Origin of the sequence: Mesorhizobium sp. M1E.F.Ca.ET.041.01.1.1 (assembly GCF_003997355.1) — a bacterium.
In the GTDB taxonomy this organism is placed as follows: Bacteria; Pseudomonadota; Alphaproteobacteria; order Rhizobiales; family Rhizobiaceae; genus Mesorhizobium.
The window spans coordinates 1-5,165 of sequence record NZ_RZSL01000447.1 but is presented as its reverse complement, the minus strand read 5'-3'; the positions used below and the strand labels follow the sequence as shown (position 1 = coordinate 5,165).

Below are 5,165 nucleotides of genomic sequence, written 5' to 3'. Positions count from 1 at the left end.
GGCGGGACATTCAAGGCAGAAGACGGCGCCACCGGCGATCCTCTCTACGGCCTCGATTACCTTCACCAGATCTATGCCAAGGCCGATCCCGCCTATTCGGGCCGAGTGACGGTGCCAGTGCTGTGGGACAAGAAACAGGGAACCATCGTCAACAACGAGTCTTCCGAGATCATCCGGATGCTCAATTCCGCTTTCGACGAGTGGGGCGATGCGAACCTCGACTTCTATCCGAAGGCAGTGCGTCCCGAGATCGACAAGATCAACGCGCTCGTCTATCCGGCGATCAACAACGGCGTTTATCGCACCGGCTTCGCCACCACGCAGGAGGCCTATGAGGAGGCGTTCGGCGAATTGTTCGCGGCGCTTGATGCAATCGAGGAGCGGCTGTCGAAGCAGCGCTATCTGGTCGGCGAGCGCATCACCGAGGCCGACTGGCGGCTGTTCACCACGCTGGTGCGCTTCGACCCGGTCTATGTCGGCCACTTCAAATGCAATCTGCGCCGTATCGCCGACTATCCGAACCTGTCGAACTATCTGCGCGACCTCTACCAGGTGCCCGGCGTCTCAGGCACGGTGAACCTGCACCACATCAAGTCGCACTATTACGGCAGCCACAAATCGATCAATCCGACCGGAATTATTCCAGTGGGACCGGAACTCGACTATGCCGCGCCGCACGATCGCGGCAGGTTCAGGAAGGCGGCGTAGCTACCAATGAGGCGATGGGGGCTCATCGCCGAAAATCTCCCCAATGCGCCGCAGTGTCGCCGGAGTGGTACTATCCGGCAGACAATCTAGCGGAAAGAATCCCGCCTCGGCGATCTCATGGTCAGGCAGCTTCGGCGCGGTCTGGCTGAAGGCCTCGACCAGATAGAGCCCGACATGGTCACGGCGGCTGGAGCGGCGGTTGAAATGCATCGATTTCAACACCGGCGGGGCCGTCAGCGCGATGTTGCCCTCCTCGGCCAGTTCGCGTGCCAGCGCCTCAAGGAGCGTCTCGCCACTCTCGACGCCGCCGCCTGGCAGTTGCCAGCCCGGGACATAGGTATGGCGAATGAGGAAGACGGAGTTGGAGGCTCGGTCATAAATCAGGCCGCGCACGCCAAGCGTCATCGGGCGGCGCAGCAGGAAATAGAAATGAAACAGCCTTGCCCGCAGCCCCGGCCAGCCGGTCTGGCGGAACACCTCTTCCGGGTCGGGCGAGCCGGTCATCCGGCAATCGCCAAGCGAACAGCAAACGGTGAGTGGAAAGCCTGCGCTGCCTCGCTTAAGAAGGGACTATGTTCAGGCTCGCGCATATTTCCGATGTCCATCTGGGGCCGCTGCCCGATGTAACCTATCGCGACCTCGCATCCAAGCGCGTGCTGGGTTACGTCAATTGGCAGCGCAACCGCCGCCGGCATATGCATGATGCAGTCATCGACACGATCGTGGCCGACATCAAGGCCAACGCGCCCGATCATCTCGCCGTCACCGGCGATCTCGTCAACCTGGCGCTCGACGGCGAGATCGAGATGGCGAAGCACTGGCTGGAAACGCTTGGCCCTCCGGACGACGTGTCCGTGGTGCCAGGCAATCACGATGCCTATGTGCCGGGCGCCTTCGACAAGGTTTGTCGGTCCTGGGCGCCGTGGATGACGGGCGACGGCGTCAACAGTCCGGTCGACCGCAATTCCTTTCCCTATCTGCGCGTGCGCGGCAACGTCGCGCTGATCGGCGTCACGACGGCGCGAGCCACGGCGCCCTTCATGGCCAACGGCTTCTTCATGGAGGGCCAAGCGGAGCGGCTCGGCAAGATCCTGGACGCCATGGCCAAGCAGGGGCTGTTTCGCGCCATCATGATCCACCATCCGCCGGTGCGCGGCGCGGTCTCGCAGCATAAGCGGCTCTTCGGCATCGCGCGCTTCCACAAGGTCGTTCGCCGGCATGGCGCCGAGCTCGTCCTGCACGGTCACTCGCACCTGCCGTCGCTGTTCACCATCGGCCCGCGCGGCGCCAAGGTGCCGGTGGTCGGCGTGGCCGCCGCCGGCCAGGCGCCCGGCGGCAAGCACCCGGCGGCGCAATACAATCTGTTCGAAATCGATGGCGAAAAAGGTGATTGGGGCATCCGCCTGACGCGGCGCGGCCTGACCGGGCCGGCATTGCCGCCGTCGGATCTTCAGGTGATCGAATTGGGCGCCGGCATAGCGGCGGCGCGTGAACTGGAGCCTGTTCCATCCCGATGAAATCGGGACGGGGCTCTGTCTGTTTGTTCGAGCATGATCTTTTCCGAAAACACTTTTCGGGGTCATGCCCGCGTCAGAAGCTGATCTTCATCTGGGCGATGCGATCCCAGAAAAGCACGAGCGATACCGCCAGGCCCACCAGCGCGCCGGCGGCGATCAAGCCGAGGCCGGCGAAGAAGGTCGTCCAGCCGTTGCGGCGCGTTGCGGATTGCAAGGGTGGCTCTGCTTCCTGGACATCGGCACGATGCAGGCCAGGCACGGCGCTCTCGACCGCACCTTCCATCATCCGCTGCCGCTCGACGACACGCTCGGCCACGTAACGCGTGACGGCATCCGCAACGAGCTTCATATCGGTCGATTCAGCCAGCACGACGCGGCCGATGCGCGTGTCCTTGAGGAAGCGGTAGGTGCGGCGGTCGCGCCCCATGGCGACGTGGCTGACGGCATCGATCCACAGTCGCGGCTGCAGGCCCGACGAGACGGCGAAGTCGAAATTGTCCATGTCGGTCGGCACACCGGCGAAGACGGGGGCGAGTTCGGCGGCCATCAAGTCGAGCCGCATGCGGTGCGCCTCGCGCATGTCGACCACCACGTCGTCGCGGTCGGCGAAGGCGTTCTTGACGTCACGGATGGCATCCGCCAGCTTTTGCGACGGTTCGATCGGGGTGATTTTGTCGCCTGCATCCATCATGGCGGCTGCCTCACTGTTGGTTAACAGCGAGTTAACACAGTCGCCGGCAAAATGCACTGCGAGATGGGGCTCAGCTCGCTTCCGCGCCGAATGCGGGCCGCGGGCGTCTGCCGCGGCGCCGCGTGTTGCGGCGCACGACCTCTGCAATCAGGTCAGGAGCTTCCTCGACCAGCATATGGCCTGCTTTCAACACGTGATGCAGGCGGAAATGCGCCGGCAGGCCTTCGGCCTGGTCGACGGGCAGGACGGGATCGTCCGTTCCCCAAACCACCATCACCGGCATGCCCAAGGTCTCCAGCCGTTCGCCCGGTATGACACCTTGCCGGTCGTCCTTGGTCATCATGGCTGCCGTATCGACAAGGATCTGCAACTGGCCTGGCCTTTGACGCATGCGGAAAAGCGCCTCCACCACGTGTCCGGGCGGCAAGCTCCCCGACCCCGACATGGCGGCAAGACAAGCATGAATCTCGTTCCTGTCGGCTGCGGCGGCATAGCGGCGCAGCAGCGGACCGTTGATTTCGGGTCCGAAGCCGCCGGGCGCCAGCAAGGTCAGCGAGGCAACCCTTTCGGGTTCGGCCAGCGCCATCAACGTTGCGATCGCACCGCCCATGGAATGGCCAACGAGGTGGACCTTGCCCAGCCGGCGATCAGAAAGATCCGCGAGGATGGCCCGTGCTGCCGGCTTGGCGCCGCCATTTCCGTCGCACTCCAACGAGTTTCCATGGCCCGGCAGGTCGTAAGCCAGCACCCTAACACCCGGCAGCAATGCGGAAATCACGTCGCGCCATATCTCATGGCAACTGCCGAAGCCGTGCAGCAAGACGATCGTCCTCGAGCCTGCACCGTGCTCGGCGGCATTAAGGGATGGGAGCATGAAATTTATCGGCTGCGAAGCAAAACAAGCGGGTTATTCCAAATGGTGGCTGCATTGCTCCCCGGCCGAGTCGATAGCCAGTAAATTCTTCGCGACTGGGAGCGATCAGCAATAAACCTGATTCATTAGTTTACTCTAATGGTCGTCCTCGTGCCATTTTTGCGATATCCGAGCAGCCAAGGATCGATTCCATCATAGGGTCGACGAGGCTGAGACAGGCTTGCGATCGCTCAGCTTGGGTTGCCGATCCCCGCAGCCCGCAAGGACTGCACCAGCCGATCGGTGAGATCGGCGGGATACTTCCTGTCGACAAAGGTCGCGCGCGGATTGGCTGCGAATTTCGGGAATTCGGCCGTCAGTTCGTCCGCCAGCTCGCTTGCTAGCTTGTCGCGGCCTGAAATCTTGGCGCCGATCAGACGTGCGGCCAGGTAATGCGATTTTGACGCCGTGGTCCTGAGCGATTCGCTGGCGATCGCGGCCCTCTTGGTATCGCCTTGCATGAAGGCTCCGAGAAACAGGCCATAATCCCACCAGGTCGGGTGGCCGCTGAAGGTTTCGACGGCATGTTCCAGGATCGGCGTTCCTTCCTGATATTTGCCGGCGAAGATCAGGCCGTAGCCATAGGCGGCGGCCATGCCGAGATCGTAGGGGTTGAGTTCATAAGCCTTGCGCATCCAGCGGATCGCTTCATCCGTGTTGCCGAGACGCGAGTTGAGGTAGCCATAGGCGCGATGCGCGTGCGGGCTCATCGGCCCCATCTGGATGGCGCGGTGTGCAAACGACATGGCCTGCTCGACCGTTGCGCCGGCCGGATAGGAGTAGTGGTTGTTGACGGCTTCCAGATGCAGGGAAGCGAGCTCCGAGTAAACGAGTGATGACTTGGTGCCTTCGCCGACCAGCTTCTCCAGGCAGCGATACGCGGCTTCGTGCGTCTTGGCGCTCTGGTCGAGATAGTAGCGGTCGTCGAGCACCAGACATCCGATCTGGCTGGTCTGGATGTCGCTCTGATCGATATAGCTGTAGATCGCGCCCGAAGCGGGGACGGTCGAGGTCAGGAGGCTGGCGATATTGCCTTCGACCGCCGAAGACGCGCTTTCGATCGGGTCCAGATTGCGTGACAGGAGAACCCGTCCGGTCGCAACGCTCTGCAATTCGACCGTGACGTTGCCGGAGACCGGTCCGGGAATAATTTCGAAAACAAAGCTGATCGGATCGGCGGAACTATCGCGTGTCCCATCGGCGTCGCGTCCGATGAAGTCTATGGTGTCGAAGCCGGCGAGGCCGGCGCGCAGCGAAGAGGCGACACGGGCCGCCTCCGGCCCGTCGGCCTTGATGGCCACGTAAATCAGAGGCAGGCTGTCGAACTTTTGCGAAG

Annotated in this window: 5 protein-coding genes and 1 pseudogene; 2 read left to right on the top strand and 4 right to left on the bottom strand. The window is 62.7% G+C overall.

The features are described from left to right. Positions 1-708 (top strand): glutathione S-transferase family protein (locus EOA38_RS27345; protein WP_145966084.1); only part of this gene is annotated, 708 nt, incomplete at its 5' end. On the opposite strand, the gene EOA38_RS27340 is transcribed toward EOA38_RS27345, so the two are convergent. Continuing rightward, a complete protein-coding gene (locus EOA38_RS27340) occupies positions 709-1,212 on the bottom strand; it encodes an NUDIX domain-containing protein (RefSeq protein WP_127300688.1) in 504 nt (167 codons plus the stop codon). A gap of 68 nt (positions 1,213-1,280) precedes the next feature. On the opposite strand from EOA38_RS27340, the gene EOA38_RS27335 reads away from it, so the two are divergent. After that, on the top strand, positions 1,281-2,225 hold the full coding sequence (locus tag EOA38_RS27335; RefSeq protein WP_126092300.1) for a metallophosphoesterase: 945 nt from the start codon (positions 1,281-1,283) through the stop codon (positions 2,223-2,225). A gap of 73 nt (positions 2,226-2,298) precedes the next feature. Here the strand turns inward: EOA38_RS27335 and EOA38_RS27330 are convergent, their stop codons facing one another. The 3 genes and pseudogenes from EOA38_RS27330 to EOA38_RS27320 all read right to left on the bottom strand — a co-directional run. Then, a complete protein-coding gene (locus EOA38_RS27330) occupies positions 2,299-2,916 on the bottom strand; it encodes a hypothetical protein (protein ID WP_126092301.1) in 618 nt (205 codons plus the stop codon). Between the two features lie 70 nt (positions 2,917-2,986). Further along, entirely contained in the window at positions 2,987-3,790 is an 804-nt protein-coding gene (locus EOA38_RS27325; RefSeq protein WP_126092302.1) for an alpha/beta fold hydrolase, read from the bottom strand. Between the two features lie 230 nt (positions 3,791-4,020). After that, positions 4,021-5,165 (bottom strand): annotated as a pseudogene (locus tag EOA38_RS27320) (hypothetical protein); the annotation flags it as partial.